Origin of the sequence: Mesorhizobium sp. C264A, from assembly GCF_040324515.1 — a bacterium.
GTDB lineage: Bacteria > Pseudomonadota > Alphaproteobacteria > Rhizobiales > Rhizobiaceae > Mesorhizobium.
Map to the genome: position 1 here is coordinate 642,508 of NZ_JAMYVY010000002.1, position 26,202 is coordinate 668,709.

At 63.2% G+C, this 26,202-nt stretch carries 24 protein-coding genes and 1 pseudogene; 15 read left to right on the plus strand and 10 right to left on the minus strand.

All coding sequences use genetic code 11. The features are described from left to right. Window positions 1–219 precede the first annotated feature (219 nt). Together NKL04_RS22130 and NKL04_RS22135 are read right to left on the minus strand one after the other, a co-directional pair. Window positions 220–1,014 carry a class II glutamine amidotransferase gene (locus tag NKL04_RS22130; RefSeq protein ID WP_023690043.1) on the minus strand — a complete coding sequence of 265 codons (795 nt, stop codon included), beginning with the start codon at window positions 1,012–1,014 and terminating at the stop codon, window positions 220–222. A 15-nt stretch (window positions 1,015–1,029) separates the two neighbouring features. Continuing rightward, complete coding sequence (locus NKL04_RS22135) at window positions 1,030–1,284, minus strand: DUF6356 family protein (protein ID WP_023685117.1); 255 nt, start codon at window positions 1,282–1,284, stop codon at window positions 1,030–1,032. 114 nt (window positions 1,285–1,398) lie between these two features. Here NKL04_RS22135 and NKL04_RS22140 point away from each other — a divergent pair, with 114 nt between their 5' ends. The 6 genes from NKL04_RS22140 (at window position 1,399) to NKL04_RS22165 (ending at window position 5,987) form a co-directional block, all read left to right on the plus strand. Then, window positions 1,399–1,869 (plus strand): Lrp/AsnC family transcriptional regulator, encoded by a 471-nt coding sequence (locus tag NKL04_RS22140; protein WP_023690042.1) that lies wholly within the window; start codon window positions 1,399–1,401, stop codon window positions 1,867–1,869. 85 nt (window positions 1,870–1,954) lie between these two features. Next, window positions 1,955–2,440: a dUTP diphosphatase gene (dut, locus tag NKL04_RS22145; RefSeq protein ID WP_023702640.1), complete on the plus strand. Its 486-nt coding sequence runs from the start codon at window positions 1,955–1,957 to the stop codon at window positions 2,438–2,440. After that, a complete protein-coding gene (locus tag NKL04_RS22150; RefSeq protein WP_023702639.1) occupies window positions 2,441–3,100 on the plus strand; it encodes an HAD family hydrolase in 660 nt (219 codons plus the stop codon). 176 nt (window positions 3,101–3,276) lie between these two features. Continuing rightward, window positions 3,277–4,095 (plus strand): hypothetical protein, encoded by an 819-nt coding sequence (locus NKL04_RS22155; protein WP_023702638.1) that lies wholly within the window; start codon window positions 3,277–3,279, stop codon window positions 4,093–4,095. Window positions 4,096–4,172: 77 nt separating this feature from the next. After that, complete coding sequence (locus NKL04_RS22160; protein WP_023702637.1) at window positions 4,173–4,976, plus strand: isocitrate lyase/PEP mutase family protein; 804 nt, start codon at window positions 4,173–4,175, stop codon at window positions 4,974–4,976. 12 nt (window positions 4,977–4,988) lie between these two features. Further along, complete coding sequence (locus NKL04_RS22165; protein WP_023702636.1) at window positions 4,989–5,987, plus strand: proline racemase family protein; 999 nt, start codon at window positions 4,989–4,991, stop codon at window positions 5,985–5,987. Window positions 5,988–5,992: 5 nt separating this feature from the next. Here the strand turns inward: NKL04_RS22165 and NKL04_RS22170 are convergent, their stop codons facing one another. Then, entirely contained in the window at window positions 5,993–6,694 is a 702-nt protein-coding gene (locus tag NKL04_RS22170; RefSeq protein WP_023702635.1) for a sulfate transporter family protein, read from the minus strand. Window positions 6,695–6,891: 197 nt separating this feature from the next. Continuing rightward, a complete protein-coding gene (locus NKL04_RS22175; protein WP_031209789.1) occupies window positions 6,892–7,794 on the minus strand; it encodes a DMT family transporter in 903 nt (300 codons plus the stop codon). 214 nt (window positions 7,795–8,008) lie between these two features. Between NKL04_RS22175 and NKL04_RS22180 the strand changes: the two genes are divergently transcribed. From NKL04_RS22180 to NKL04_RS22195, 4 genes and pseudogenes are all read left to right on the plus strand, one after another. Further along, window positions 8,009–9,001: an adenosine kinase gene (locus NKL04_RS22180; RefSeq protein ID WP_023692653.1), complete on the plus strand. Its 993-nt coding sequence runs from the start codon at window positions 8,009–8,011 to the stop codon at window positions 8,999–9,001. A 258-nt stretch (window positions 9,002–9,259) separates the two neighbouring features. After that, window positions 9,260–9,730, plus strand: a pseudogene (locus NKL04_RS32175) (antitoxin Xre/MbcA/ParS-like domain-containing protein); the annotation flags it as partial. Window positions 9,731–9,806: 76 nt separating this feature from the next. After that, window positions 9,807–9,956: an antitoxin Xre/MbcA/ParS toxin-binding domain-containing protein gene (locus NKL04_RS22190; protein WP_348529219.1), complete on the plus strand. Its 150-nt coding sequence runs from the start codon at window positions 9,807–9,809 to the stop codon at window positions 9,954–9,956. A 379-nt stretch (window positions 9,957–10,335) separates the two neighbouring features. Further along, on the plus strand, window positions 10,336–11,466 hold the full coding sequence (locus NKL04_RS22195) for a porin (RefSeq protein ID WP_023702631.1): 1,131 nt from the start codon (window positions 10,336–10,338) through the stop codon (window positions 11,464–11,466). 258 nt (window positions 11,467–11,724) lie between these two features. On the opposite strand, the gene NKL04_RS22200 is transcribed toward NKL04_RS22195, so the two are convergent. From NKL04_RS22200 to NKL04_RS22210, 3 genes are all read right to left on the minus strand, one after another. After that, window positions 11,725–12,798 (minus strand): GGDEF domain-containing protein, encoded by a 1,074-nt coding sequence (locus NKL04_RS22200; RefSeq protein ID WP_352638399.1) that lies wholly within the window; start codon window positions 12,796–12,798, stop codon window positions 11,725–11,727. Between the two features lie 124 nt (window positions 12,799–12,922). Further along, window positions 12,923–15,202, minus strand: coding sequence for an NADP-dependent malic enzyme (locus tag NKL04_RS22205; protein ID WP_023702628.1), 2,280 nt, complete (start codon window positions 15,200–15,202; stop codon window positions 12,923–12,925). Between the two features lie 142 nt (window positions 15,203–15,344). Next, a complete protein-coding gene (locus tag NKL04_RS22210) occupies window positions 15,345–16,526 on the minus strand; it encodes a glycosyltransferase family protein (protein ID WP_032997472.1) in 1,182 nt (393 codons plus the stop codon). Between the two features lie 165 nt (window positions 16,527–16,691). Here NKL04_RS22210 and mutS point away from each other — a divergent pair, with 165 nt between their 5' ends. The 4 genes from mutS to NKL04_RS22230 all read left to right on the plus strand — a co-directional run bounded on the left by mutS (window position 16,692) and on the right by NKL04_RS22230 (window position 21,264). Then, window positions 16,692–19,421, plus strand: coding sequence for a DNA mismatch repair protein MutS (gene mutS / locus NKL04_RS22215; RefSeq protein ID WP_352724396.1), 2,730 nt, complete (start codon window positions 16,692–16,694; stop codon window positions 19,419–19,421). 73 nt (window positions 19,422–19,494) lie between these two features. Then, window positions 19,495–19,959 (plus strand): nuclear transport factor 2 family protein, encoded by a 465-nt coding sequence (locus NKL04_RS22220; RefSeq protein WP_023703104.1) that lies wholly within the window; start codon window positions 19,495–19,497, stop codon window positions 19,957–19,959. A gap of 66 nt (window positions 19,960–20,025) precedes the next feature. Then, complete coding sequence (locus tag NKL04_RS22225) at window positions 20,026–20,586, plus strand: TetR/AcrR family transcriptional regulator (RefSeq protein WP_023690028.1); 561 nt, start codon at window positions 20,026–20,028, stop codon at window positions 20,584–20,586. Between the two features lie 129 nt (window positions 20,587–20,715). Next, window positions 20,716–21,264, plus strand: coding sequence for a hypothetical protein (locus NKL04_RS22230; RefSeq protein WP_023703105.1), 549 nt, complete (start codon window positions 20,716–20,718; stop codon window positions 21,262–21,264). Window positions 21,265–21,292: 28 nt separating this feature from the next. On the opposite strand, the gene NKL04_RS22235 is transcribed toward NKL04_RS22230, so the two are convergent. The 3 genes from NKL04_RS22235 to NKL04_RS22245 all read right to left on the minus strand — a co-directional run bounded on the left by NKL04_RS22235 (window position 21,293) and on the right by NKL04_RS22245 (window position 25,162). Next, a complete protein-coding gene (locus NKL04_RS22235; protein ID WP_023703106.1) occupies window positions 21,293–22,138 on the minus strand; it encodes an aldo/keto reductase in 846 nt (281 codons plus the stop codon). 92 nt (window positions 22,139–22,230) lie between these two features. After that, window positions 22,231–22,614 carry a CopM family metallochaperone gene (gene copM / locus NKL04_RS22240; RefSeq protein ID WP_023685134.1) on the minus strand — a complete coding sequence of 128 codons (384 nt, stop codon included), beginning with the start codon at window positions 22,612–22,614 and terminating at the stop codon, window positions 22,231–22,233. 43 nt (window positions 22,615–22,657) lie between these two features. Continuing rightward, entirely contained in the window at window positions 22,658–25,162 is a 2,505-nt protein-coding gene (locus tag NKL04_RS22245; protein WP_023703107.1) for a heavy metal translocating P-type ATPase, read from the minus strand. 177 nt (window positions 25,163–25,339) lie between these two features. Between NKL04_RS22245 and NKL04_RS22250 the strand changes: the two genes are divergently transcribed. Continuing rightward, entirely contained in the window at window positions 25,340–26,182 is an 843-nt protein-coding gene (locus NKL04_RS22250) for a glycosyltransferase family 25 protein (RefSeq protein ID WP_031209934.1), read from the plus strand. Window positions 26,183–26,202: the final 20 nt, after the last annotated feature.

Genomic DNA, 26,202 nt, shown 5'->3' on the forward strand with positions numbered 1-26,202 from the left:
ATCAAAATTGCGCTTGCCGGTCGGTTGAGGTTGGCGCTCTACGGCGCCCCCCTCTGTCCTGCCGGACATCTCCCCACTTTGGGGGGCGATTGGCAGCTTTGGCTTCGGCGCCCCTTTTCCTGCGTTGAAAATTGGCGAAGGCCGCCGTGACCTCCAATCTCCCCCTCGTGGGGAGGGCAGGACAGAGGGGGGCGCGAAGAATGCGGCCTAGACTAGGGCCTAGACGACCAGTGCCAGCCTTGCCACAGCCGGCACGAACGGCCGAATGCTCATCCCATCACCCGTAATGGTCACAAAACTCGCCGGCGGGATGGCCTGCCATTCCCCGCCCTCGCGATCGAAAGGCTCCGACACGATGCAACGGCCGGCATTGCGCACCGACGTGTACAGCGTCGGCGCGTGGGCGTCGCTGGCGTAGCGCACGGCATAGAGCGCCTGCCCATCCGAGAACGCTGCGGTCAGTTTCACGGCTGGCTCCAGACCGGCGTGGCGTGACGCCTCTAGAACCCGAGCGGTGGCGCGCGATACTGCCCCTTGCGGGTCGCCAGCAAGACCCTCATCGATCATCAGCAGGAAAAACAATTCGGAATCGGTGGTGCCCTCGCGCTGGTCGAAGACGGCGTCGCAGAGCGAGTTCTCCAGCGCGCGGCGGATCTTTTCGAAGCCGCCGATCTGGCCATTGTGCATGAACGACCAGCTGCCGGAGATGAAGGGGTGGCAGTTCATGCGGCTGGTGGCGCCGCCGGTCGACGCTCTGACATGGGCGAGGAACAGGCCGGATTTGATCTGCCGGCACAGGCTTTTCAGATTGGGATCCGACCAGGCCGGCAGGATGTCGCGGTAGAGGCCGGGCTCGGGCCGGTCGCCATACCAGGCAAGGCCGAAACCGTCGCCATTGGTCGGCGACTTGGCTTCCTGGGCGCAATGGCTCTGGGCGATGAGCGAGTGGCAAGGCGCGGTGACGACGTCCTCGAGGAAGACCGCGTCACCCAGATAAGCCGCCCATCGGCACATCGCTTCTAACCAATCCTAGGCGCGATCCAAGAGAGCCTGGGGCTCCTTGACCGCGTGCGAGCCTCTGTTGTGCGTCCGTTCATAGAGTTCGCGAACGATTCGGCTTGCCGTAGTTTCGAAGAGAAACGGCAAGAAAGCGTGAACGAGTGCCGCACCAGCGGCCATCAGGAGGCGCGAGCAGAACCAGGCGGCAAAGGCCATATGGCTGAAATAGGTCTCGCCCACCTTGGCCGGGTGAGAGGTGAACAGCTTCGAAAACAGCGTCGTCATGGTGATCCCTCCTGCCGGGATAAGCCCCGATGTGGGTATCCTGCCACGGGGTAAAGGTTCATCGGTCTCAATTTGTCCTTGTCTAACGCCGTGGTTCGGGACATTCATCCCAACATGGCGCTTGAATTTGATGAAATCGACCGAAGATTGCTGGCCGAGCTGCAACGCGACGGCACACTGTCGGTCGATCAGCTCTCCGAAAAAGTGTCGCTGTCGCGCAACGCCTGCTGGCGCCGGGTCAAGCGGCTGGAAGAGGACGGCGTCATCACCGGGCGGGTGGCGCTGGTCGATGCCGACAAGCTCGGGCTCGGGCTTTCGGTGTTCATCCTGATCCGCACGTCCAATCATGACCCGGACTGGCTGCAGAAGTTTCGGGCGGCGGTGACCGGTTTTCCCGAGATCACCGGAGTCTATCGCATGTCCGGCGATCTCGACTACGTGCTGCGCGCCCGCGTCGCTGACATGAAGGCCTATGACCGGCTCTATCAGCGGCTGATCGCCAAGGTGGCGCTGTCGGACGTTTCGGCCTCCTTCGTCATGGAGGAGATCAAGGAGACGACGGTCGTTCCGGTGGAATTGCGCTAGGTCACACTGACGCCCGAAAGAAAGCCGTTGATAGGCCTGCGGACGAGTTGACCGAATCGCCGTTCGCGCCGATAGGATCGATTTTATGCACGCAGCCCTCCACAATTCCTCCGTCATCGGTCCAACCGTCGGCTTCGTCAGGTTGCCGCATGGCGATGGACTTCCCCTTCCCGCTTACGAAAGCACCGGCGCCGCCGGCATGGATCTGCGCGCCGCGGTGCCGGAAGACCGGCCGCTGCTGATCCTGCCTCGCAAGCGCGCCTTGGTGCCGACCGGTCTGATCCTGGAAATTCCCGAAGGAATGGAAGGCCAGGTGCGGCCGCGCTCCGGCCTTGCCTTCAAGCATGGGCTGACCGTCCTCAATTCACCAGGCACGGTCGACAGCGACTATCGCGGCGAGGTTAAGGTGCTCCTGGTCAACCTCGGCGACGAGGATTTCGCGGTGACGCGCGGCATGCGCATTGCCCAGATCGTCTTTGCCGCGGTGACGCAGGTGACGGTTGAGGAGCGCTCGCTGGCCGGCGCCACGACGCGCGGCGCGGGCGGGTTCGGATCGACCGGCACCGCCTGAATGAGCATACCGAAACTGGTCATCTTCGACTGCGACGGAATCCTGGTCGACACCGAGAACCTTGCCAACCGGCGGCTTGCCGAGTGGTTTGTTGCCGCCGGTTATCCCACCACATTCGAATATTGCCGCAAATATTTTTCCGGCCGCAGCATGGCTTCGGTGCAGAAGGAAATCGAAGAGACGACCACGGTGCGGCTCGGCGCCGATTTCGTCGATCGCTGGAATGCCGGCCTGCCCGATCTGTTTGCGCATGGCGTCGAGGCGATCCCCTATGTGCGCGACTTCATCGAGGCGGTTCGCGCGGCCGGCATTCCCTATTGCGTCGCCACTTCTGCGCGTATCTCGAAGATGCACATCACGCTCGGCCAGACCGGGCTGCTGCCGCTGTTCGAGCATGCCATGTTCTCTTCGACCATGGTCAGCCGCGGCAAGCCGTTCCCGGACCTGTTCCTGCATGCGGCAAAGACCATGGGTTTTGCGCCGGCCGACTGCATCGTCATCGAGGACAGCGTTGCCGGCACGCAGGCCGGCATTGCCGCCGGCATGCGTGTCTATGCCTATCATGGCGATCCCTATTCCGACCGCGATGGCCTGGCCGGCGCTGGCGGCGTCCTGTTCGACGACATGCGCGAACTTGCCGGGCTGGTGCCGATCCACTGAAGCTGTGTTAGGTTCCGCGCGTCCAGCCTGAGGCGCCCATGCCAACGAACCTGCTTCGCTCCATCCCAAAGCGTTTCACCGTTTCATGGAAACGGCGAACCGCTCTATCTTTTTGTTTTGTCGCAATTTCCGGCCGGAAAACCGCACACACTTTTCCTGAAATTGCTCTAGCGCTTGTGCTGCTGCCGTGGCTTTGGACCGCAGCCGGCGCGCAAGCCGTCAGCTTCCCGGAATTCGGCAGCGCCATCCCCGGCCACATGGATGTGACCTATCTGGACCTCGCAAGGATGGTCATTCCCGGCCTCGCAGGTGACAGCAACGGCTTCTACCGGGGTGGATTGCCGATCGAGATGCGCCACATCGAGGGACCGGATGGCGGCGGTTCGCCGCCTGAGACATCGGGCCTCTCCAACGCCGGCGTGCTCGCCATCAAGGCTGGGGGTAAGGACCGGCTGGCGATGCTCTACGGCCTCGGCGACTCTCCCGACAGCGCCGAAGGCTATGCCGTGCTGGCGCTCTACGACATCACAGATAAGCCGAAGCTGCTCGACGCCGTCAATGTCGCGCTCGACCGCGACACCTATTTCCGTGAACCGGGCAAGCTTTCCGTTGGGCCGAACGACGACATCGTGATCACCATGAGCGCGCATTTCAATTCACGCCAAAACTACGCGATCACGCCGCTGATCATGGTGCGCGACGACAAATTCCAACTGATCGACATGATCTTCACCTTCGATGAGAACCTGTGCGCCTACAGCCGCAAGCAGGATGTTGCTTTCGAGACGATCGCTGACGGACAGCCTCATGCCGCGGTCAAAGTGACAGTGACCGACGCCACGGTGCTCAACGGCGAGAGCTGCGACGACCAGCCGCCCAAGCCTGAAGCCCATGCAATTTCCGTCACCTATCATTGGGACAAGAAGACGTTGCACTATGTCAAGGATTCCGATGCGCTGGACAAACTGGCAGGAGAGAACGCCAAACGCTTCTGAGCCAACCGCATTCGTTTGCTCGGTGCATTGCTGCACGATAGAATCTGCCGGCATTTCCGCGTCTGAAGGGAGCACTCATGGACAAGGGCAAGATCTTTCGCGACCTGCACGCCTCGACCTTCGTCATGCCCAACCCCTGGGATGTCGGCACGACCAAGCTCCTGGCCTCCTTCGGCTTCAAGGCGCTGGCGACCACCAGCGCCGGTTTTGCCTTCTCGCGCGGCCTGCCCGATGGCGCAGTGACCTTCGAGGCGATGATCCACCATTGCCGCGAGCTGACGGCGGCAACCAGCCTGCCGGTCTCGGCCGATCTCGAGAAAGGCAAGGGCGACAGCGCGACGAGTGCCGCCGAGACGGTTTTTGCGGCCGAAGCGGCAGGTCTCGCCGGCTGCTCGATCGAGGACCATACCGGCGATCCGGACAAGCCGATCTATGAGTTTTCGCGTGCCGTCGAACGCGTCGCAGCGGCAGCGGAGGCGGCGCGCGCGCTCAAGCACGATTTCGTCTTCACCGCGCGGGCCGAGAATTTCCTTTGGGGCAAACCGGATCTCGACGACACGATCAAGCGGCTGCAGGCCTTCGAAAAGGCCGGCGCCGATGTGCTCTATGCGCCCGGCCTCAAAGATGTCGAGACCATCCGGGACGTCTGCTCGGCAGTGAGCAGGCCGGTCAATGTCATGGCACTCCCGGCCTTCACCATCGCCGACCTCGCCATGGCCGGGGTCAAGCGCATCTCGCTTGGACCCTGGCTGACCAATTTCGCCTTCGGCATGCTGGAAACCGCAGCGCGCGAGATCCAGCAGGACGGCACGTTCGGCTTCACCCGGGCCGCCATCCCGTTCGGCAAATTGCAGGCGCTGTTTTCCAAATCCTCAGGGTAGGGGTCCCGGCGCATGACGCTCACCGTCGTCGACATGCACACCGGCGGTGAGCCGCTCAGGATCGTCACGGACGGCTATCCAGACATTCCCAAAGGCACGATCCTGGAAAAGCGTGCCTATGTGCGCGACCACCTCGACCATTTGCGCAAGCTGCTGATCTTCGAGCCGCGCGGCCACTACGACATGTATGGCGCGCTGCTGGTGGAGCCCGACCTGCCCGGCGCCGAGCTGGCCGTGCTGTTCATGCACAACGAGGGCTATTCGACGATGTGCGGCCACGCCATCATTGCGCTTGGCCGCTACGCCGTCGACGAAGGCCTAGTGGCGAAACAGGAGCCAATCACCATGGTCAACATCGAGGCGCCGTGCGGCTTGGTCGTCGCTTCGGTGGAGGTCAAGGACGGCAAAGCGGGATCGGTGTCGTTCGAAAGCGTGCCGGCCTTTCTGTTTGCCCATGACCAACAAATCGAATTGGGGGGATACGGCAAGATTGCGTTCGACATCGCCTATGGCGGCGCCTTCTACGCGCTGGCCGACTGCCATCAATTCGGCCTGGAGTTCGGCCGCAGCCGGGTGCGCGATTTCGTCGACGCGGCAACCGCGCTGACCGAGCGGCTGAAGGCGGCGTTCCCTCTATCGCATCCCGACCATGCCGATCTCGCTTTCCTCTACGGCACCATCCTCACCGATGGACACGATGCGTTCTCCGGCGAGGCAACAAAAAACATCTGCGTCTTTGCCGGTGCCGAGGTCGACCGCTCGCCGACCGGCTCCGGCGTCACCGCGCGGCTGGCGGCAATGCATGCCAAGGGTGAGATCAACCCTGGTCAGGAGCGGTCCTTCGAAAGCATCGCCGGCTCGCGCTTTTCCGGAGCGGTGGCGCGCACGACCATGGCCGGCCCGCATGATGCGATCATCGCCCGCGTCGGCGGCCGCGCCTACTATTCGGGCCGGGCAGAATTCACCGTCGAGCCGGATGACGAATTGGGACGCGGTTTTCTTCTGCGTTGATAGGCCTATCGCCTGGCGCTCTCCCGCGCGCCGACCGCCTTGTGCAGATGCACCATCATGGCGGCGGCAAAGAGCGGCGTCAGCAGGTTGAGCAGGGGCACGGCGAGGAAGGCAGCGATGAGCAGCCCGGCCAGAAAGACGGTGCCGGCATATTTCCGGCGCAACGCCCTCGCCTCATCTTCCGGGCGGAAGCGCATGGCGGCGAATTCGAAGAATTCACGTCCCAGCAGATAGCCGTTGACGATGAAGAAGGCGGCGATGTTGATGCCCGGAACCAACAGAAGCAGCAGGGCGACGATGTTGCCCAGGATGACAACGCCGAAAAATTTCACCGACAACACGAGCGAGCGCAGCGCCGGCATGGCGCGTCCGACGGGATCGGCCGGATAGTCGGTGCGCTCGACCACTTCGGCGATGTCGTCGAGAAACAGGCCCGCCACGATTGCCGTCACCGGCGCGATCAGCAGCGCCATCCCGAAGGCAAGCGCGATGGCAGCGATGATGCCGCTCAGCCATCCGGCCCAGGACGGCAGGCCGGGCAGCAAGGAGTGAACCCATGGCAGGGCCAGCCAATCGACAAGCCCGGTCAAGACGAACCACAAGGCGACCAGCGCCAGGACGGTCAAGCCCAGCGTCTTCAGGAAAACCGCGCGGAATTCGGGAGAAAACAGCCGGCTGAAGGCGGCGCGGGCAGCGTTGGAGATCACGGCGTTTCCACCCCCAGGAACAAAGGATATCTCCGACATAGGCTGAGACCCTGTCAGCCGCAAGCCTGCTGGAGCGGGCGCAATTCCGGACGGGAACTAGAGCATGATCCCAAAAAGTGGGTACCGGTTTTTGGAAAAGATCATGCTCCAACAAAGGCTTAGATCATGATGAGATTTCAACCAAATCTCATCGTGATCTAGCGCGCCAGCGCCCGGGAGCGGGCTGGGATGGTCATCGCCGCAACGCCGGCGACGACGCAGCCCATGCCCCAGAGCGCCGTCGGCCCGAGGCTTTCGCCGAGAAACACGACGCCGATGCCGACGCCGATCGGCACGCGCAGATAGGCCTGCGACGTCGTGCCGACCGAACCCAGCGTGTGGATGAGGCGGAAAAAGATGCAGAAGGCCAGCGCCGTGGAGAACACCGACAATGCGAACAAGGCCAGTATCGACGCATTTGAAGGCGACAGCGTCCACGGGCGGTCGAAGGCCAGGCTCAAGGGGACGAGGATGACTGCGCCGCACAGCATCGAGCCGGCGGCCGGCAGCATCGGGTCGAGTCCCCTAAAGCTGCGGCCGAAAATGGCGGCGCCGGCATAGCAGACCGTGGCGGCAATGACGGCAAGTTGCGCCCACAATTGATGGCCGAGCCCGCCAAGCGCCTGGGTGCCGACGATCAGGCAAATACCGGCGATGCCGGCACCGACGCCGAACAGCTTGCGCGCGGTTACGGTTTCGTGGCGGGTGATGAGCGCGGTCAGCAGGAAGGTGAAGATCGGCGACGTCGCGTTGAGAATGGTGGCGAGGCCGGCGTCGATGGAGCGCTCGGCGGCGGCGATCAGCGTGAATGGCACGACGCTGTTGAGGCAGGCCTGAACCATGAACCGCCACCAGGTCGCGCCGTCCTTGGGCATAGCGAGGCCGCGCCAGCGGATCAGCGCGAGCAGGATGGCGCCGGCGATCAGGGTGCGAGCAGCGATGAAGGTTATCGGCGGGATCGTCTCGACACCGATCTTGATGAAGGTATAGGACGCGCCCCACAGGGCGGCCAGCACGCCAAGCAGCGCCAGTTCGGTGGTCATGTCGGTCTTTGCTTGCATGCGGGTGCTTCCAGCGCTTGATTTGAGACCAAGCTTGTAGGCGACCCGGCGGTCAGATGCTTCGGCCACGGTCGAACTGTGATGGAGCCTCGTCCAGGCGCGCGCGCCGGCTTGGGCCGGCAAAGGGTGGAAATCGGTTGCCATTTTTCGGGGTGATGCTGTAGACCCGCCCGGGCGCGGCAGAAAGCCGGCAGGTTCCAGGGCGGAGACATTGATGCCGGATTTTGACGTGCTTTGCATCGGCAATGCCATTGTCGACATCATCGCCCAGTGCGACGACGCTTTTCTCGAGACCAACGGCATCATCAAGGGTGCGATGAACCTCATCGACACCAAGCGCGCCGAGCTGCTCTACAGCCGCATGGGGCCGGCGATCGAGGCCTCGGGCGGCAGCGCCGGCAACACGGCGGCGGGCGTCGCCAGCTTCGGCGGCCGCGCCGCATTCTTCGGCAAGGTATCGAACGACCCGCTCGGCGAGATCTACGCCCACGACATCCATGCCCAGGGCGTTGCCTTCGACACTAGGCCGCTTGAGGGACAGCCGCCGACGGCGCGCTCGATGATATTCGTCACCCCCGATGGCGAGCGTTCGATGAACACCTATCTCGGCGCCTGCGTCGAACTCGGCCCGGAAGACGTCGAGGCCGACAAGGCATCCGGCGCCAAGGTTACCTATTTCGAGGGCTATCTGTGGGATCCGCCGCGCGCCAAGGAGGCGATCCGGCAGACGGCGAAGCTCGCACACGAGGCCGGGCGCGAAGTGTCGATGACGTTGTCGGATTCGTTCTGCGTCGACCGCTACCGGGACGAGTTCCTCGAGCTGATGCGCTCGGGCACTGTCGACATCGTCTTTGCCAACAGCCACGAGATCAAGTCGCTCTACCAGACAAAATCCTTCGACGAGGCGCTGGCGGCTATCCGCAAAGACTGCAAGATTGCCGCCGTCACCCGCTCCGAAAAAGGCTCAGTGATCGTGCGCGGCGACGAGACCGTCACCATTCAGGCGACGACGATCCGCGAACTGGTCGACACCACCGGCGCCGGCGACCTCTATGCCGCCGGTTTCCTCTACGGCTACACCTCGGGGCGCAGCCTGAAGGATTGCGGCGATCTCGGCTCGCTGGCCGCCGGGCTGGTGATCCAGCAGCTCGGGCCACGGCCGCGGCAAAACCTGCGCAGCGCGGCCCAATTGGCGGGGTTGCTGTAGGGCCGCTGTGTCGCCCCTGACGAGGCGTCAAACGACGCCACCTGTCGTGCGCTTGTCACAGAGCAGACCTACACGCACAGTGAGGCGTCTCGCGACTGACATTTCGAAGCGCCCACAGACAGTTAGGGTGTCAAAAATGCAAGACAGCAACCGGTCGGGTCGCTGCGTCTGTTGCCGCCGCGCTTTCAGCTCTCCGCTATAGCCGTTCAACGAACCGGCCACAGCCTGGGAGGAGCGTGTGGCCAGCAAGACAGATGCATGACCAGATTTCAGAACCAGACGGACGGAATCTCGCAGGAAGCCCTGGCAGGCCTCGTGGCCGAGGCGGTGCAGCAGGCACTGGTCCAGCACGGCATAGCCATGGACCCGCAGGCACTGGCTTCGGCCGGCGCCATTGCCGGCAGCGTTGCCGCCGCGCTGACTTTCCTTTCGCAGACGCAGCGGCTTGCGGTCGATGCCTTCCGAGGCGAGTGGACTGCGCTCGCCACCGACTTCGTTCAGTCGATTGCCGGCAAGGCGACGCGCCGCGACGCTGCAATCGTCGCGGTTGACGAGCCGACGACGGCAGCCGAACCTGGCAAGGTGGCATCCCACCCGCCGGGCGAGCGCATGCTTCAGTCGATGCTGATCGAGGACTGGGCCGGCGAAGTCGCCGGATCGACCTATCTGGAAGAGAAGTTCCGCATTCCGCGCTCGACGCTGCATCGCTGGCAAAGGCGGAGCGAGGTGATTGCGCTGCGCAAGAGCGGGCGCAAACATGTCTTCCCGCTGGCCCAGTTCGTCGCCGGCGGCGGGGATCCACGAGGTGCTGTCGGTGATCGCCAATCCGCGGCTCGCCTGGTTCTGGCTGAACCGCGCCGCGCCGGAACTTGGCGGCCGCATCCCCATCGACATGCTCAAGCAGGATATGGTGCCGGACGTGGTGCTGGCCGCGCGCGATTTTTCGCCGATCTGATTTTTCATCGGGATTTCGATCGACCCCCCGATTTGCCTCGGGCAAATAATAAGCCGGGTAAATAAGCGTCAAAGCAGAGCTATAACCGGCTTCGCAGGTCCAATTTTACTCTATGATCCTATATTTCTCCGTCCTTTATGTACCGGTTGTGCCATATGTGCCATCATGTCAAAAACATGACGTGATAATTGCGCAACAATACTTTTTGAAGAGTCGAAAAGACACTTTTCCGACACAATCTCTGTTGATCGCCGCCTCCGCATGGGCCATGTCGGAGGCGAGAGCACGGCGCGCTGCGCGGCTTTCAGTATGGGGTGAAGCGGCAGGCCGCAGAGCCATGTCCGACCTGATTTGAACCTTTGACTGGAGATTCAAGAAAATGAACATCAAGAGCCTTCTGCTCGGCTCCGCCGCGGCGCTGATCGCGGTTTCGGGCGCGCGTGCCGCCGACGCGGTCGTCGTCGCCGAGCCGGAACCGGCCGAATACGTCAAGATCTGCGACGTCTACGGCGCCGGCTACTTCTACATCCCCGGCACCGAAACCTGTCTGCGTGTCGGCGGCTATGTCCGTTATGACGCCGGTGTCGGCGATGTCGGCTCCTTGGACGGCCGCACAGCCACCGACGTCGAAGACGGCGACTCGCAAGACTCCTGGAAGAAGAACGCCCGCTTCAACCTGAAGACGTGGACCGGCCAGGAAACCGAACTCGGAACGTTGAAAACCTATACCGAGACCAAGTTCAATTATCCGAATGGCGGCCCTACGAGTGTGTCGCTGAGCTTCGCCTATATCCAGCTGGGCGGCCTGCGTGTCGGTAAGGATGAATCGCCTTATGACCAGTTCATCGGCTATGCCGGCAACGTCATCCAGGACACGCTTATTCATTACGGCATCAAGGACACCAACGTCATCAGCTACTACTTCGACGCCGGCAGCGGTGTCACGGGCTTTGTGTCGCTCGAAGAAGGCTCGGACACTACGGGCGCGACGGCAATTCACGGCACAATCGACGACTATATCCCGCATGTCGTCGGCGGCCTGAAGTACAAGGGCGGCTGGGGCGCGATCACCGGCGTCGTCGCCTATGACAGCGCTTACGAGGAAGTGGCCGGCAAGGTTCGCCTGGACGTCAATGTCGGCAAGGATCTGACGCTGTTCGTCATGGGCGGCTATGGCACCGACGACAACCTGTCGGATCCGTCCTACGCGATCCCGGGTCGTGGTCGCGGCTTCTACAAGCCTTGGGGCGGCAACTGGGCTGTCTGGGGCGGCGGCACCTACAAGTTCACCGACAAGGCCTCGTTCAACACTCAGGTTTCGGCTGACGACGACAAGAACTTCGCCATTGCGGCAAACGTCGCCTATACGGTCGTTCCCGGCTTCACCATCACGACCGAAGTCGACTATGTCCATGACGGCAAGTTCGGCGACGCCGACGACTTCAACTGGACGAAGGCCGACAAGAAGAACAGCGTAGGCGGCATCGTCCGCTTCCAGCGCTCGTTCTGATCGGCGCGTGGCGCCCACCCGGATGAGGGTGCTGGAAGAAATGAGACCTTGATAATTCTGCGCCATCCAGCGGTGACGGGCGGTTAGGCGTGTGTCGCCAAGCTGGAACACCCCTTGCATGTTCGGACAGCGGCTATTCGGTGCAGGATTATCGATCTGACAAAAAAACGGCCCGCGGCACATCGCTGCGGGCTGTTTCATTTCAGGGACGAGAATGGACCACCGGTTCCCGCCGGATCAGGCTGTCCGGCGCTCCGCTCAGGCGGTGCGGCGAAGGTCGTCGGACGTAGGCCCGGGTTCCAAAGCCCCGGCGGTGACCAGCCGGTTGCGGCCGCTCTTTTTGCCAATGTACATCAGTCGGTCGGCGAGCGTTATCAGCGCCTCCGAATCGGACGCTTCCGCCGGGTAGATGGCGACGCCAACGGTGCAACCAACATGGATGGCACCATTCGGCGTCGGCACCTTGATCCGCAGCTTTTCCAGAATACGTTCGGCGACGCCCACGGCCTTCTGTCGGGCCCGGCTAGCCTCTCCTGAAAACAGGAATGCGAACTCGTCTCCACCGAGCCGCGCCACGAAATCAGCGCTGCGCAGGACGGTGCGAAGCTGACCCGCCACCTCATGCAGCAGCGCGTCGCCGGCCTCGTGGCCGAGCGTGTCGTTGACCTTCTTGAACCTATCGAGGTCGATGAACAGCAGGCCGGCCGCCTGGCCGGTGTTGTCGCAGCGGTCGATCACCGACCTCAGCTCGTTGTGAAAGGCGCGCCGGTTGGGCAGGCCGGTCAATGCATCGTGGTTGGCCGAGTGGTCGCTATGCTGCTTGGCCAGCTCGATCTCGCGCTTTTGTACGGAGAGTTCCTCATTGGCGGCCTTGAGTTCGAGCAGCAGCTCGGCGTTGAGATCCTCGACGACCTTGCGGTCGCTGATGTCGACGACGAAACCTTCCAGGAATTCCAGTTCGCCGGCCTCGTCCCAGACGCCGCCGCCGATCTCGCGGACCCAGAGCGGCTCGCCGACCTGCGGCACGATGCGGTAGTCGACGTTCCAGTTGCAGCGCGCCTCGAGCGCGGTATCGACGGCGGCATAGACGGCAGCGAGATCATCCGGGTGGATGGCCGAGACATAGTCGCGCACGGCATTTTGAATGAAGTCGCTCGGCCGATAACCGCTGACGGTGAAAATGCCGTCGCTGATGTAGAGCATGGTGTAGGACGCATCGTTGCGGCAACGGTAGAGATAACCGTCCATGCGGCCGGTGATGCTGAGCAGCGCATCCAGGCGCTCGTCGTGATAGACCCCCTGGCCGACCACAGATGCCGTGTCATGCTTCATGGCCGCACCCCCGTTTTGGCGGTCTGAGCGCGCCGCCAATGCCATAAGGCCATAGGGGGCGAGAACGTTCCCTATAGCAGCCGAATATTATCAATCTCTTATGGGTTGGCTATTTTGCCGCCAATCAGGCTCCCGCGCTATAGGCCGCGATTGCCGCCATGTTGACGATGTCGGAATCCTTGGCGTTGAGCGAGACGATCTGCACCGGCTTGTTCAGCCCGACCAGCAGCGGGCCGATGACGGTCGAGCCGCCGAGTTCCTGCAGCATCTTGGTCGAGATCGAGGCCGAGTGGAACGCCGGCATGATCAGCACATTGGCCGGGCCGGTCAGGCGAATGAATGGATACTGGGCCATGGCGCGGGCATTGAGCGCCACGTCGGCGGCCATCTCGCCATCATATTCGAAATCGACGCGGCGCTTGTCGAGGATGCGTACCGCTTCCTGGACGCGTTCCGAGCGCTCGCCCTGCGGGTGGCCGAAAGTCGAATAGGCCAGCATGGCGAGCCTCGGCTCATAGCCCATGCGGCGGGCGAAGCCCGCCGCCTCCTCGGCGATATCGGCGATCTGCTCGGCATTGGGCATATCGTGCACGGCGGTGTCGGCGACGAGGACTGTTTTACCCCGCGCGAGCACGATCGACACGCCGATGACGCGGTGGCCGGGCTTGGCGTCGATGATGCGGCGGATATCGTCGAGCGCCGTCGAATAGTTTCGGGTAACGCCGGTGACGATGCCGTCGGCGTCGCCCAGCGCCACCATGCAGGCGGCGAAATGGTTGCGGTCGTTGTTGATCAGGCGCTGGCAGTCGCGAAACAGGAAGCCCTTGCGCTGCATGCGCTCGTAGAGAAAGTCGGTGTAGATGCCGTTGCGGCGCGACAGCCGGGCATTGATGATCTCGATGCCTTGCTTGTTCAAGTCGATGCCGGCGTGCCTGGCGTTTTCCTTGATGACGTCGTCGCGGCCAAGCAGGATGGCGGTGCCGAGCTTCTGGTTCACATAGGAGACGGCGGCGCGCATCACCTGCTCTTCCTCGCCCTCGGCAAAGACGATGCGCTTGGGCTGGCGGCGGACGCGGTCGTAGATGCGCTGCAAGGTCGAGGCGATCGGGTCGCGGCGGGCGGAAAGCTCCTGCGCGTAGCGGTCGAGATCGAGGATCGGCTTGCGGGCGACGCCGGATTCCATCGCGGCCTTGGCCACCGCCAGCGGGATAGCCGAAATCAGGCGCGGATCGAACGGCACCGGGATGATGTAGTTGGGGCCGAATTTCGGCCGGTTTCCCTGATAGGCGGCGGCGACATCGTCGGGCACGTCCTTGCGCGCCAGTTCGGCCAGCGCTCTAGCTGCGGCAATCTTCATGTCGTCATTGATGGTGGTGGCCCTGACATCCAGCGCACCGCGGAAGATGTAGGGAAAGCCCAGCACATTGTTGACCTGGTTCGGATAGTCGGAACGCCCGGTGGCCATAATGGCATCGGTGCGGATCTCGGCCACTTCCTCCGGTGTGATCTCCGGATCGGGATTGGCCATGGCGAAGATGATCGGGTTCTTGGCCATCGACTGCACCATCCTGGTGGTCAACGCGCCCTTGGCCGACAGGCCGAGAAAGACGTCGGCGCCATCGAGCGCCTCGGCCAGGCTGCGCGAGTCGGTCTTGACCGCATGCGCCGACTTCCACTGGTTCATGCCTTCGGTGCGGCCCTGGTAGACGACACCCTTGGTGTCGCACAAGATGATGTTTTCCGGGGCGAAACCCATCGCCTTCATCAGTTCGATGCAGGCAATGCCGGCGGCGCCGGCGCCGTTGCAGACCATTTTCGTGGTCTTCATGTCGCGGCCGGTGATCTCCAGCGCATTGATCAGCCCGGCGGCCGAGATGATGGCGGTGCCGTGCTGGTCGTCGTGGAAGACCGGGATGTCCATCAGTTCGCGCAGCCGCTGCTCGATGATGAAGCATTCCGGCGCCTTGATGTCTTCCAGGTTGATGCCGCCGAAGGACGGCCCGAGAAAGCGCACGCAGTTGATGAATTCGTCGGCATCCTCGGTGTCGACCTCGAGGTCGATGGAATCGACATCGGCGAAGCGCTTGAACAGCACCGCCTTGCCTTCCATCACCGGCTTGGAGGCCAACGCGCCGAGATTGCCGAGGCCGAGAATGGCGGTGCCGTTGGAGATGACGGCGACCATGTTGCCGCGCGTCGTGTAGTCGAAAGCGCGGCTGGGGTCTTCGGCAATGGCCAGCACGGGAACCGCGACACCCGGCGAATAGGCGAGGCTCAGATCGCGCTGCGTCGCCATCGGCTTGGTGGCGACGATCTCCAGCTTGCCGGGGCGGCCCATGGCGTGGAATTCCAGCGCCTCCTCGGCGCTGACGGAGGGGCCGCTATTTTCGGTTTTCTTGGCCATGATGCTTTTGATTTCCTCGCCGGTGTCGCCCCCTTGAGACGGGTGCGTGCTTTTGAAACTTCTGGATCAAGGCTACACGCCACCGCTGTAAATCGCCAAGCGATCTTCACGCCCGCAGCGAATCTCCCGAAGTCGAACGGCGTCACGTCGGCTCTGGCTCGCTGACGAAGGCAGCGATTTCGCGCACCGTTCCCCGCCGCATCATGCCGTCTGTGCCGGGGAAAGGCCACGTCTCGATGGGTGGCGCACGGCTTCCCTTGCGCCGCAGCAATGCAGTCAGGAACGCCATGAGTTCGATGCGCTGGGCGTGAACCTTCTCCAGCGTGCGGCGGCGGATCTGCTGACGCGGTATGGCACGATCTCGCAGCGTATCGACGGCGCGGCGAATGGCAGCCGGTTCCGGATCGGCGACGATGCAATAATCCGGATCGAAATAGACGTCGCGACCGCCAAGGCTCGGCGTACTGACGATCGGCAGGCCGGCCATCAGATATTCCATCGAGGAGTACATCGCTCCTTCCACGGCCGACAGGCACAGCCCGACGGCGGCCTGGTTGTAGACGTGGTTGACCTGTTGCGCCGTCAGCTTGCCCGGCCAGCCGTCGACGAGCGGATTGGCGATCTGGTGGAGCGGCGAACGCGCCTGCAGTCGCCGAACAAAGGCGAGGGCGGCAACCGGCGGCAATTCGCCGATCGAATAGGTGATGTGGGCCAGCCGCTCTATGTCGAAGGCCAGGTGATGACGTTTGATCGGCGAGATGCGGCCATTGTAGACCGCGTCGAATTCGACCGGCACGTCCGGCAGCGGCCGGAATATATCCTCCGACACCATCAGATTGTGGTTGGAGAAGATGGCATTGCCGCCCGCAGCCGCGACGAGACGGCGCTCTTCCTCGGTGTTGCACAGGAAGATGATTTCGTGCAGCGGAAACCGGCCGGCATACCAGGCGAGATCGCGGCCCATCCGGGCGATGACAGCCGGCCGCTCCATGGTCCAGGTCTGCATCGTCAGGAAGGTGACGCGCCGTCCCGCCAGGCGCCGGCCAAGGGCCGCCAGCGGATAGAGCGGACGGGCTCCGCCAATCGGGACATAGAGCACCAGCGGGTCGCGGCTGAGCACATGCAGCGACATCTCGATGCCGCTATCGAGATCGGACAGCGGTCCCCGTGTCGGCAGGAGGAAGGGGACGCGCTTGCGCACTGTCCCCCTAAGCTTGCTTTTGGTGCGGTGGACGCGCCGCGCCGCCAACAGCAGCAGGCGCTCAAGCGCCGATCCAGCCGGACCGACCAGCTCTTCGAACGCCTCCTGTTTGTCCTGATCCATGCCGCTTATCCCCGCCATGGCGATCATAGGGTCTGGTTGTCGCCCGATGCAACCAACGGCTTCACCCGGCATAGAGGGAGCACAAGCCGCCGTCGAGGCCGGTCGTCCCCTGCTTTTCGAGCCGCCTGCATTAAACCCCGCACCCACATCTGCTAGCGTGCGGGCATGAACATGCACACTTCAGCAGAAACCGACGCCCCAGAGGTGACACCGTCTGCGCCCGTCGGCAGCGTCACGCCGATGATGGAGCAGTTTATCGAGATCAAGGCGGCGAACCCGGATTCTCTGCTGTTCTACCGCATGGGCGATTTTTACGAGCTGTTCTTCGACGACGCCGAAAAGGCGAGCAAGGCGCTGGGCATCGTCCTGACCAAGCGCGGCAAGCACCAGGGTAACGACATTCCGATGTGCGGCGTGCCGGTGCATGCGGCCGACGACTATCTGCAAAAGCTGATCGGCCAAGGTTTTCGCGTTGCCGTCTGCGAGCAGATCGAGGACCCGGCGGAAGCCAGGAAGCGCGGCGGCAAATCGGTCGTACGCCGTGACGTGGTGCGCCTGGTGACGCCCGGCACCATCACCGAGGACAAATTGCTGGCGCCGTCGGAATCGAGCTTCCTGATGGCGCTAGGGCGGGTGAAGGGCGGCAACAGCGGTGACGCCTTCGCCCTGGCCTGGATCGAGATCTCGACCGGCGTCTTCCGCGTCGCCGAAACCACGACCGACCGCCTGCTGGCCGATGTCTTCCGCGTCGACCCGCGCGAGCTGATCGTCGCCGAGCCGGTGTTTTACGATCCCGAGTTGAAGCCGGTGTTCGACGTCATCGGCCGCGTTGCCAGCCCGCAGCCGCCGTCGCTTTTCGATTCGGCTTCGGCAGCGGGGCGGATCGCGCGTTTCTTCGAAGTGGCGACGCCGGACAGTTTCGGCGCCTTCTCGCGCGCCGAATTGTCGGCGATCTCGGGCGCCATCGCCTATGTCGAAAAGACGCAGAAGGCCGAGCGGCCGCCTTTGTCGCGTCCCGAACGCGAGGAGCAGGGCTCGACGCTGTTCATCGATCCTGCGACACGCGGCAATCTGGAACTGTTGCGCACGCTGTCGGGCAGCCGCGACGGCTCGCTGTTCAAGGCTATAGACCGCACGGTCACCGGCGGCGGCGCCAGGCTGCTCGCCGACCGGCTGATGGCGCCGCTGACTGACCCGGCGGCGATCGGCGCCAGGCTCGATTCTGTGTCGTTCTTCCGTGCGGAGACGCAGCTTTGCCAGGCGGTGCGGTCAGGCCTGAAGAGCGTCGCCGACATGCCGCGGGCGCTGTCGCGGCTGGCGCTCAACCGCGGCGGCCCGCGCGATCTCGGCGCGCTGCGTGCCGGCTTCGAAGCGGCGGCCACCATTTCCGAACTGTTCGGAACGGCCGTCCTGCCCGCGGAGCTGACAGCGGCACTTGCCGCGATAAAGGCGCTGCCGCGTGCGCTGGCCAAGCATCTGGCCCAAGCTCTTGGCGAGGAACTGCCGCTGCTCAGGCGCGACGGCGGCTTCGTGCGCGGCGGCTACCATGCCGAGCTCGACGAAATGCGGGCGCTGCGCGACGAATCGCGCAAGGTGATCGCCGGACTGGAGCGCTCGCTGATCGAGGAGACCGGCATCCGCTCGCTGAAAATCCGGCACAACAATGTGCTGGGCTATTACATCGAGGTGACGGCCAACCACCATTCAATCATGACCGGAAGCGACGGCGCCAAGGCGCGCTTCATCCACCGCCAGACCATGGCCAACGCCATGCGTTTCACCACGACCGAACTTGCCGAACTCGAGACCAAAATCGCCAATGCCGCCGACCGGGCGCTGAGCATCGAGCTTGCCGCTTTCGACACGCTGACGACAGAGGCGGTCGCCGAGGCGCAAAAAATTCGCGCCGGCGCCGATGCGCTTGCCGTACTTGACGTGTCGGCGGCGCTCGCGCTGTTGTCGGAGAGTGAAGCCTGGTGTCGGCCGCTGGTCGATTCCAGCCTCGCCTTCGATATCTCGGGCGGACGCCATCCGGTGGTGGAACAGGCGCTGCGGCGCTCGGGCGAAGGGCCGTTCGTCGCCAATGATTGCGATCTGTCGCCGCAAGACGGTGCCAAGGCCGGCGCGATCTGGCTGCTCACCGGTCCGAATATGGGCGGTAAGTCGACCTTCCTGCGGCAAAACGCACTGATCGCCATCCTCGCCCAAACCGGTTCCTTCGTGCCGGCGACGTCGGCCCATATCGGCGTTGTCGACCGGCTGTTCTCGCGGGTCGGCGCCTCGGACGATCTGGCGCGCGGCCGTTCGACCTTCATGGTCGAGATGGTAGAGACGGCGGCGATCCTCAACCAGGCCGGCGAGCGGGCGCTGGTGATCCTGGACGAGATCGGTCGCGGCACCGCCACGTTCGATGGCCTGTCGATCGCCTGGGCGGCAGTCGAGTATCTGCACGAGAAGAACCGCTGCCGGGCGATCTTCGCCACTCATTTCCACGAAATGACGGCACTCTCCGGCAAGCTGCCGCGACTGCACAATGTCACGATGCGGGTTAAGGAGTGGGAAGGCGAAGTGGTCTTCCTGCACGAGGTCGGCAAGGGTGCCGCCGATCGCTCCTATGGCGTTCAGGTCGCTCGCCTTGCCGGTCTGCCGGAAGCGGTGGTCGGCCGGGCCAAAGAGGTGCTGCATCAGCTCGAGGAAGGCGATGTCTCCGGCAAGGCCAACCGGCTGGTCGACGATCTGCCGCTGTTTTCGGTGGCAATGAAGCGGGAAGCGGCAAAGCCTGCGAAGAGCGACGCATTGGGCGCAGCGCTGGGTGAGATCAATCCAGACGAGATGACGCCGCGCGAGGCGCTGGAAGCGCTCTACCGGCTGAAGGGGCTGGCGGGGAAAACCTAGTCCGATTTCAGCCTTGACCAATTGTACCGTTTGGTACAATGCTCGCCATCGCCTTTGCCGATGGGAGAGTGACATGAGCCGTCCGCCGCTGCCGCCCTTCACCGCCGAGACCGCCGCGCAGAAGGCGCGCATGGCCGAAGACGCCTGGAACAGCCGCGATCCCGAACGGGTTTCGCTCGCCTATACGCAAGACAGCACCTGGCGCAACCGCGCCGAGTTCGTCTCGGGCAGAAATGAGATCGTCTCCTTCCTCACGCGCAAATGGGCTCGCGAGCTCGACTACCGCCTGATCAAGGAGGTCTGGACCTGGAACGACAACCGCATCGCGGTGCGCTTTGCCTATGAATGGCGCGACGACAGTGGCCACTGGTTCCGCTCCTACGGCAATGAGAATTGGGAATTCGACGCGGCCGGGCTGATGCGTAGGCGCGTCGCCAGCATCAACGACCTGCCGATCGCCGAGGGTGAGCGCAAATATCACTGGCCGCTCGGCCGCCGGCCGGACGACCATCCCGGCCTGTCCGAACTCGGATTTTAGAATATGATCCCTAGAGCTGTGTTGCGGTTTTCGGCAAAGATCATGCTCAAGCGGAAAAACTAGCGCATGCGCAGGATCGCGCCCGATCGCGCCGATTTGCTCTCCATCATCGGCGAGGTTTTCCGCGAACACGGCTATGAAGGGGCGAGCCTGGCGCGGATCGGTGCGGCGACCGGCCTAGGCAAAGGCAGCCTTTACCACTTCTTCCCCGGCGGCAAGGAAGAGATGGCGGCGGCTGTCATTGCCCATATAGATGGCTGGTTCGAGGAGAATGTCTTCGTGCCGTTGCAGGACAGGGCCTACCCTCGCACGGGCATCGATCGGATGTTCGAAGCGACCGACAGCTATTTCCGCTCGGGACGCCGGGTGTGCCTGATCGGCGCCTTCGCGCTGGACGAATCCCGCGACCTCTTCGCCATTGCGATCAAAAGCTATTTCGGCCGCTGGGTGGCGCATCTTGCCGAAGCGCTGACCCGAAGCGGGCACAGCGCTGGCAGGGCGGACGAACTCGCCGAAGAAGCGGTCGGCGCCATCCAGGGCGCGCTCACGCTGGCACGCGCCTTCGACGACACGGCAGTGTTTTCCCGCGCCCTGCAACGAGCGCGGGCGGCGCTGGAAACCACCTAGCCAATTGCATGGGCGTCTGGCATTCAGAATGCGAGTTGTTCATTGCCACCTCCTAGGCCCATCCATAACGAAATTGGGAAGGCAAATGGCGCGATCTCATGAAGCATTGCCGTGAGGATACTGCCCCACATGATTTGGACTCCGCACGAGGTCGTCAAGACTGAATTGCAACCTGGAGAAACCGTGCGCTGGACTGGATCTCCATCCTTTATGGGTATGCTTCGGACCCAGTTATTTCCGATTATTTTTGCCATCGCCTTGACCTGTTTCTGTACTCCACTCCTCCTCAGCGCTCTAAGCGAACCATTCCTTAAGCACATTGGGTGGAATTCACTCTCGCTGATCACGTGGTTTGTCGCTATTGGCTTTGGACTATGCCTGCTCGGCAATGCCGTCTGGAATACTTTGGCTGTATGGCGAACGGTCTACGCCGTGACCGACCGTCGAATCCTTATCATCAGCGATTTGTGGTGGCGGCATGTCCTTGCCGTGGCCCCTAATGCCATAAACACCATTGAGCGAAACGAACGCTCGAACGGTAGAGGATCGATTACCTTTCGCCGGGAAACGGTTGATACGGGCGACGAACCAACCACAACCACAGTGAGCTTTGTCGGTGTCCGCGATGTGCGAAACGCAGCGCGCGAGATCGAAAACCTACGACTGGGCAGCAAGTAGACGGCCAGTCTGACCAACCGCAATCAATTCAGATCATCTCCAGCCCGCGCTTGCGCGTCGGCGGTGGAAAGGCGCGGTCGAGTTCGGCGAGGTCTTCGGCCGTCAGCCTGATATCGTGCGCGGCGACATTCTGGCGGACGTGCTCCTGGCTGCTGGCCTTCGGGATGGCGATGACACCGGGCTGCGCCATCACCCAGGCAAGCGCGATCTGTGCTGCCGTGGCGTTGTGGCGGGCGGCGATGGTTTCCAGCCTAGAATTGCGCGCCAGCGCGCCCTGCTCGACCGGCGAATAGGCCATCAGCGGGATGCCGCGCTGCCGGCTCCACGGTACGAGATCGAATTCGGGGCCGCGCCGCGACAGATTGTAGAGTACCTGGTTGGTCTGGACATGATCGCCAGACGACAGACCGGTCAGTTCCTCCATTTCGTCGGTGTCGAAATTGCTGACGCCCCAGTGACGGATCTTGCCGGCCTTCTTCAACGCCTCGAAAGCGTCGACCGTTTCGCCTAGAGGCACACTGCCCGGCCAATGTAGGAGATAGAGATCGATGCGGTCGGTGCGCAGGCGCTTCAAGCTGTTTTCGCAGGCCCGCGCCACGCCGGTGCGCGAGGCATTGGACGGCAATACCTTGGAGACAAGAAAGAGTTCGTCGCGGCGCCCGGCAATGGCTTCCGCCACCACCTCCTCGGCGCCGCCGCTGGCATACATTTCAGCGGTGTCGATCAACGTCATGCCGAGGTCCAGCCCGAGCTTCAGGGCATTGACCTCCCCGGCGCGGCGGCGGGAATCTTCGCCCATCTTCCATGTGCCCTGTCCCAGCACCTGGACGGCCTCGCCCGAAGGCAGCGTGGTGGCTCTTATCGTCGATGGCATGTGGGCTCCTGGCGCCGTGTAATCGATGTGAATGGCATCACAACCACGGAGAGAAATCCAGAATGGATCTCTCCGGCATGGCCGTTGCTGCCTTACTTCGCCGGATGGGCGGCGAGCCAGGCCTGCATCTTGGCGATCTCGGCTTCCTGCGCGGCGATGACATCTTCGGCCAGCTTGCGGATTTCGGGATCCTTGCCATTGGCGAGTTCCACCTTGGCCATGTCGATCGCGCCCCGATGATGCGGGATCATGCCGCGCACGAAATCGACATCGGCATTGCCGGAATATTCGATCATCATGTCGGTGTGCATCTTGTCCATCGCCGCCTTGTAGCCGTCGGTCGAAGGACCTTGCGCGCCCATCGCGCCCATGTCGTGTTTCATCTCTTCGGATTGCGCCGGGACGCTTTCGAGGAAAACGGCAAGCAGCATTCCCGCCGCCATCATCAAAAGCACGATTTTCTTAGCCAAGGTCATCCATGATCTCCTGTTGATTGAAATTCGTATCTGGGGGCTTTGCTCAGAGTTTCAACGTCCGCAGCCGCAATGCGTTGGCGATCACCGAAACCGAAGACAGGCTCATGGCCGCCGCCGCCAGCATCGGCGACAAAAGCGTGCCGGTGAGCGGATATAGCACGCCGGCAGCAACCGGCACGCCAAGCACATTGTAGAGGAAGGCGAAAAACAGATTCTGGCGGATGTTGCGGATCGTCCCCTGCGCGAGCGTTCGCGCCCTGACGATGCCGTTGAGATCGCCCTTGACCAGCGTAATGCCGGCGCTCTCGACAGCGACATCGGCGCCGGTGCCCATGGCGATGCCGACATCGGCGCTGGCCAGGGCCGGCGCATCGTTGACGCCGTCGCCGGCCATGGCGATTCCGGCTTTCGCACGCAACTCCTCGACAAGGGCTGCCTTTTGTTCCGGCAGCAGGCCGGCGCGCACCTCGTCGATACCAAGGCTTTTGGCGATGGCGCGCGCCGTGCGCTCGTTGTCGCCGGTCGCCATGATGATCCGCAAGCCTCTGTCGTGCAGCGCCCTGATCGCCTCGGCTGTCGTTGCCTTGACCGGATCGGCGACCGCGACAATGCCGGCCAGTTTTTTGTCCACCGCAACGAACATCGCCGTCTTGCCTTCTGCCTGCAGCGCCTCGGCCCTGGCCGACAGGGAAGCGGTGTCGATGCCGACATCGGCCATCATGGCGGCGTTGCCGAGCGAAACCTTCCTGCCAGACACCGTGCCGGATACGCCCTTGCCGGTGACGGCGTCGAAGCCGCTGGCCTCGACGAGCGTCAGGCCGCGTACGTCGGCGCCGCCGACAATGGCCTCGGCCAGCGGATGCTCCGAGCCTTTTTCCAGGCCGGCGGCGAGCGCCAGCAATTCATTCTCGGACAGGCCTTCGGCAGCGACGACATCGGTCAAGCGAGGCTTGCCTTCGGTCAAGGTGCCGGTCTTGTCGACGATCAACGTGTCGACCGAAGCGAAGCGCTCGAGCGCGGCCGCGTCCTTGATCAGCACGCCCGCGTGCGCCCCGCGCCCGGTGGCGGTCATGATCGACATCGGCGTCGCCAGGCCGAGCGCGCAGGGGCAGGCGATGATCAGCACCGAGACCGCCGAGACGATGGCAAAGATCAAGCTGGGTTCGGGACCGAGGATCGCCCAGGCGGCAAAGGCCGCGAGCGCGACCAGCACGACGGCCGGCACGAAGTAGAAGGAGACGCGATCGGCCAGACCTTGAATCGGCGCGCGCGAACGCTGCGCCTTTGCGACCAGCTCGACGATGCGCGAAAGGGTCGTTTCGGAGCCGACCTTTTCGGCGCGCATGATCAGCGAACCGTTCTTGTTGAGCGTGCCGCCGGTCAAGGCATCGCCTTTCGTTTTTTCGACCGGCAGCGGCTCGCCCGAGATCATCGATTCGTCGATGGAGGAACGGCCTTCCGTTACAATGCCGTCGACCGGCACGGCGTCGCCCGGACGGAGGCGCAGGTGGTCGCCGGTCTTGACCGCATCGAGCGGCACGTCGGTCTCGGAGCCGTCCTCCCCGATCAGCCGTGCCGTCTTCGGCGCCAGGTCGAGCAGCGCACGGATGGCCGAGCCGGTCTTCTCGCGCGCCCGCAATTCGAGGACCTGACCGAGGAATACCAGCGCGACGATAACGGCGGCTGCCTCGAAATAGACCGGCACTGTGCCGCCATGACCGCGGAACTGATGCGGAAAGATGTCCGGAAACAGTGCGGCGACGACGCTGTAGAGGTAGGCCGCACCCACACCCAGCGAAATCAGCGTCCACATGTTGGGGCTGCGGTTGACCAGCGACTCCCAGCCGCGGTGGAAGAAGGGGAAGGCCGCCCACAGCACCACCGGGCTGGCCAGCGCCAATTCCAGCCAGACCATCGTTCGCCCGTCGACAAACGCCTGGAACGTCAGGCCGAGCATCGGCGCCATGGCAACGATCAGCAGCGGCAGGGACAGCACCGCGCTGACCCAGAACCGTCTGGTGAAGTCTACCAGTTCGGGGTTCGGGCCCTCATCGCCAGTGGGAACGCCCATCGGCTCAAGCGCCATGCCGCAGATCGGGCAGGAGCCGGGCTTGTCTCTTATCACTTCGGGGTGCATCGGGCAGGTGTATTGAGTGCCTTTCGGCACTGGCGACGGCGTCGGCCTATCGCCGAGATAGTTTTGCGGCTCGGCCTCGAACTTCGCCCGGCAGCCGGCCGAGCAGAAATAGAAACCCTGGCCTTCGTGGCGGAAAAAATGCCTGGCGGTAGCGCGGTCGACACTCATGCCACAGACGGGGTCGGTGGCGGTCAGGTATTTTTCGGGCCCGGCGACGAATTTCGTACGGCAACCCTCGCTGCAGAAGTGAAAGAGACGGCCGCCATGCTCGGCCGTCGGCTTGCCCGCGGCCGGATCGACGCTCATGCCGCACACCGGATCGCGCACCACGGCTTCGGCGGCCGGCTCAGCAGCCTTTGCCGCACAACAGCTGCCATCGGCCGCGTGGTGGTGATGCTCGGAATGCGCCATCGAAAAATGCCTTATATCTGTCTGGGTGAGGAGGTAGTGCTTCCAGTAACTGGAAGGTCAAGGGGCGATTTCGACTTTTCGATCATGGCCGTCATCGCGCACATCAAAGGGAAAATCGCTTACGCGACTTTGTTCCCATGCTATGGACGCGCGTCCCACTGCATCGATCCCACCCAAATGAAATGCCTGATTATCAATCTCGATCGGTCCCGCGATCGCCTCGCCCATGTAACGGCGGAGTTCGCGCGCATCGGCACCGCCTTCGAGCGGGTCGCCGCCATCGATGCGCGAGATCGGCCGGATCTGGCCGAAATGCCGCAGGGCAAGAAGCATTTGCGTCTGGCCGACGCCGAGATTGCCTGCCTGCTCAGCCACCAACAGTGTTGGTCGATGATCGCGACAGGTGAGGATGCTTACGCGGCGATTTTCGAGGACGATGTCGTTTTCCCGGACAAAGCCGGTGCTTTGCTTGCCGATGCGGGCTGGATTCCCGCCGATGCGGACATCGTCAAGTTGGAAACGTTCTTCAACCGGACCGTAATTTCACGCAAGCAAGTCGCCTGCGGCCACGGTTTTTCTGCGAGCAGACTGCACGGGCTCCATATCGGTACGGCGGGATACATCCTGTCCAGACAGGCCGCGCAGGACCTTCTTGCGGCAACGAAGGAGATCAGCATTCCCGTCGATCACCTCATCTTCAATCCGCGTTTTGCGACCTCGTCCGACAAGGTCATTTACCAACTCGTCCCGGCATTGTGCCTGCAGGCACAATTCCTCGGCGACAGTCCGGTGAGATTGCCAAGCCTGCTGAAGCAGGAGCGAACAGAGGAATGGGTGGCAAGCGGGATAGGCAAACAGCGCCAGAAGCCAATCACCGCCAAGGTAAGGATCGAGGCCAGGCGGTTGACGCGGCAGATCGCCGATCTCTTCCGGCTCCGGCGCGAGATGATCATCCCTTTCTGGTATCGCGGCCGACGCGTCCGTCCGCCCCATACACAGCGCCGTGAAAACGCGCTATAGACGCCGCGCAAAGGCGAGGC

Bases quoted from the DNA above. Each gene is read 5' to 3' on its own strand.
- NKL04_RS22220 (WP_023703104.1), top strand. From the start codon at position 19,495: ATGAGCCGTCCGCCGCTGCCGCCCTTCACCGCCGAGACCGCCGCGCAG.
- NKL04_RS22195 (WP_023702631.1), top strand. From the start codon at position 10,336: ATGAACATCAAGAGCCTTCTGCTCGGCTCCGCCGCGGCGCTGATCGCG.
- NKL04_RS22140 (WP_023690042.1), top strand. From the start codon at position 1,399: ATGGCGCTTGAATTTGATGAAATCGACCGAAGATTGCTGGCCGAGCTG.
- NKL04_RS22200 (WP_352638399.1), bottom strand. From the start codon at position 12,798: ATGAAGCATGACACGGCATCTGTGGTCGGCCAGGGGGTCTATCACGAC.
- NKL04_RS22180 (WP_023692653.1), top strand. From the start codon at position 8,009: ATGCCGGATTTTGACGTGCTTTGCATCGGCAATGCCATTGTCGACATC.
- dut (WP_023702640.1), top strand. From the start codon at position 1,955: ATGCACGCAGCCCTCCACAATTCCTCCGTCATCGGTCCAACCGTCGGC.
- NKL04_RS22235 (WP_023703106.1), bottom strand. From the start codon at position 22,138: ATGCCATCGACGATAAGAGCCACCACGCTGCCTTCGGGCGAGGCCGTC.
- NKL04_RS22165 (WP_023702636.1), top strand. From the start codon at position 4,989: ATGACGCTCACCGTCGTCGACATGCACACCGGCGGTGAGCCGCTCAGG.
- mutS (WP_352724396.1), top strand. From the start codon at position 16,692: ATGAACATGCACACTTCAGCAGAAACCGACGCCCCAGAGGTGACACCG.
- NKL04_RS22175 (WP_031209789.1), bottom strand. From the start codon at position 7,794: ATGCAAGCAAAGACCGACATGACCACCGAACTGGCGCTGCTTGGCGTG.
- NKL04_RS22250 (WP_031209934.1), top strand. From the start codon at position 25,340: ATGAAATGCCTGATTATCAATCTCGATCGGTCCCGCGATCGCCTCGCC.
- NKL04_RS22130 (WP_023690043.1), bottom strand. From the start codon at position 1,014: ATGTGCCGATGGGCGGCTTATCTGGGTGACGCGGTCTTCCTCGAGGAC.
- NKL04_RS22210 (WP_032997472.1), bottom strand. From the start codon at position 16,526: ATGGATCAGGACAAACAGGAGGCGTTCGAAGAGCTGGTCGGTCCGGCT.
- NKL04_RS22230 (WP_023703105.1), top strand. From the start codon at position 20,716: ATGATTTGGACTCCGCACGAGGTCGTCAAGACTGAATTGCAACCTGGA.
- NKL04_RS22160 (WP_023702637.1), top strand. From the start codon at position 4,173: ATGGACAAGGGCAAGATCTTTCGCGACCTGCACGCCTCGACCTTCGTC.
- NKL04_RS22205 (WP_023702628.1), bottom strand. From the start codon at position 15,202: ATGGCCAAGAAAACCGAAAATAGCGGCCCCTCCGTCAGCGCCGAGGAG.
- NKL04_RS22225 (WP_023690028.1), top strand. From the start codon at position 20,026: ATGCGCAGGATCGCGCCCGATCGCGCCGATTTGCTCTCCATCATCGGC.
- copM (WP_023685134.1), bottom strand. From the start codon at position 22,614: ATGACCTTGGCTAAGAAAATCGTGCTTTTGATGATGGCGGCGGGAATG.
- NKL04_RS22245 (WP_023703107.1), bottom strand. From the start codon at position 25,162: ATGGCGCATTCCGAGCATCACCACCACGCGGCCGATGGCAGCTGTTGT.
- NKL04_RS22150 (WP_023702639.1), top strand. From the start codon at position 2,441: ATGAGCATACCGAAACTGGTCATCTTCGACTGCGACGGAATCCTGGTC.
- NKL04_RS22135 (WP_023685117.1), bottom strand. From the start codon at position 1,284: ATGACGACGCTGTTTTCGAAGCTGTTCACCTCTCACCCGGCCAAGGTG.